Here is a 2,621-nt window from a genome sequence, read left to right as displayed (position 1 = left end):
GTTTATTATCTCTTCAGGTCCTGCATCACAGTCAAACGCAATCACTGGTAAATTGTTGGCTAATGCTTCTAAAATCACCATTCCGAAGCCCTCATATCTTGATGTAAGAACAAAGAAAGCATACTCTGAGTATTTATCCATTATATTGTCGCTATACCCTTTTAAGAAAAACTGATTTTGAAGATTATGCTTAACTATCATTCCTTCTAATCGTTCTCTTTCTATCCCTTCCCCCCATACTTCCCAAGTCCAATCAGGATGATTCTTCAATACAATATCTGCAACCTGAATTGCAAAATCAAATCCTTTTTGATAAATTAGCATACCACAACTAACTATTTTTTTAGAATTTTCATCATAGTTGTCTTTGCTAATTGCAGAATTATATGGATCATAAATCCTTTTTATTTGACATTTTAGTTTTTCATTCATTTGATAGAATTTTCTATCTCTATCTGTTAATACAACTATATAGTCAAAATATTTAGCGGCTAACTTTCTTCCAATCCATTTTAATCCGAATTTCTTGCCAACTTTATAATTAGCATGTTCCCATGCAACAATAGTAACATTTTCTTTTTTTAGATAATTAATACTTAGGGTTAATAATGGAACAAAATCCATTCCAGCAACAACTAGACTATCAAAACGGTGTTTCTTCAAAAATATTTTCAATTGCTTGGATAATGTACATATTTCTCTTCGGTAACTTATTACCTCCTCTGTTAGATAATGAACATTAACATTATTATCTAACTCATAGGCTCTCTTATTAACGGTAAATTTCTTTTCTATCGATAATATTGTAACTTCTCTATCTTTAGATAATTCATTACTTAGGTAGCTAACTACTCGTGAAATTCCACCGCCAATGTTAATGTTTTTTACTACAAAGCAAATTTGTTTCAACTAATTCACCTCTATCTCCTGTACGCTTTTCTAATCAGTCCTAATACAATACTTTTAGCATATCTATATTCTTCAGTTCGAAAAAACAAAACAATTAATACCATTACCGAAAAACCTATTGAAATAAAACCTCGAATAAGTACATTCACAAAACTAATCTCACCGATACTAGAAGTAATAAAACTACATCCTGCTAAAGACAAGATCAAAATTACGTAGTATTTAATCTCCTCTCTAAAGAATAACCATACACTTCTTTTAAACAAGTACTTATATGTTATGTGTGCCTCTATAATTCCTGAAACTAAAATATTTGTAATAATAGTTCCAATTATTGTCCCTGCAATTCCAAAATGAATTGCAAGAGGAATCGAAAATAACAAATTGCTTCCAGCTTCTAATAAAGGTTTATATCTATCTTTCCAAAATAAGCCACTTGCATCTTTAAATACTAATGTTGTTTTTCTAATTCCCAATGAGAAAAAGTTCAATACAATGCACAACAATACACATCTTGATAATAAGAAATCCTTCCCAAGCCAAACAGTCATAAAATTTTGCATACATATGAATATTCCAAGTGATACAATGAAATACAAACAGAAATTCACAAAAAGTATATTTCTATACATTCTGTAGATATCATCAGTATTCTCTTTTTTTTCTACTAAGTAGTTTCCTACACTAGCAGTAATTGCTGTAAAAAACTGCGTCAGTAAAGAAGCCGCTGCATTTGTAATCAAGACATAATTAGAATAAAGCCCTGTTGCAGCAAGTGATACGAATTTAGAAATGATTATATTATCAGTTCCAAACACTACTACTGTCCCTATTTTATGCATTGACATCGCAAGTATATTTTTTTTGATTTTACTAGTCACATTTGGTTCTAGCATTGTAGCCTTTTCTCTTAAATAGGGATATTTTTGATTAGCAATTAAGCTAATCAAAACATTTTCCCCAAATGTACAAAGAACACGTATCAATAAATAAATAAAATAGTTTCTAGTTAATACCAAAAATACTATTTGTAATATATTTGTCGAAACAATTTTTAAAAAATTAGTTCCATTAATTATGTATGATTGTTGGTTACAAATGATTATACTTCTTTTATACGATAAAAAATAAGATACTCCTGCATCCACAACATATAATAAGAAATATACATTAAGATATTGAATATGTCTGACATCTTCTCCATTTATAAAATATCCCAAAAAAGGAGTTATCATCATTCCTGCAACAAGCACAAACATACCAACAAATCTATATAAGTGCTTATATAGATACATGATCGACTTAATTTCTTCAGTATTCTCTTCGCTTAATGGTTTGTATAGTGCGTAAACCATCGCACCTGCTATACCTAATTCTGCAATGTTTAACATTGATAAAACGTTTGAAAATAAACCATTAATCCCTAGATATTCAACACTTAAAAATTTTACAAACAGGAATCGATTAATAAATTGAAATAACATGTTCATCAAATATACAAAAATACCTGACCCCATATTTTTCAAACTGTTTCCCACTCTTGATGCCTTCAATTAATCACCCTTTCAATAGTAGCAAATCAATGCATATTGATAATTAGATTGTAAGCGCTCAATAAAATAATGGATATCTTTTCACAAGGTATTCCACTATAGTTGAAGTAAAAGACTCCAACTTCAACTTTTCGATCTGATCCGGCATCTCTGCTGTAT

At 29.7% G+C, this 2,621-nt stretch carries 2 protein-coding genes; both read right to left on the bottom strand.

The window, feature by feature from the left end; translation table 11 throughout:
* Window positions 1–909 (bottom strand): glycosyltransferase (locus tag H6A13_RS12780; protein WP_204909921.1); only part of this gene is annotated, 909 nt, incomplete at its 3' end.
* Between the two features lie 11 nt (window positions 910–920).
* Window positions 921–2,447, bottom strand: a complete 1,527-nt coding sequence (locus tag H6A13_RS12775; protein WP_204909920.1) for a lipopolysaccharide biosynthesis protein — start codon at window positions 2,445–2,447, stop codon at window positions 921–923.
* Window positions 2,448–2,621 lie beyond the last annotated feature (174 nt).

Source organism: Mordavella massiliensis (assembly GCF_016902415.1).
Classification (GTDB): domain Bacteria; phylum Bacillota; class Clostridia; order Lachnospirales; family Lachnospiraceae; genus Merdimonas; species Merdimonas faecigallinarum.
Note: the sequence above shows the minus strand (reverse complement) of the source record. Positions and strands in the feature narration are given on the sequence as shown.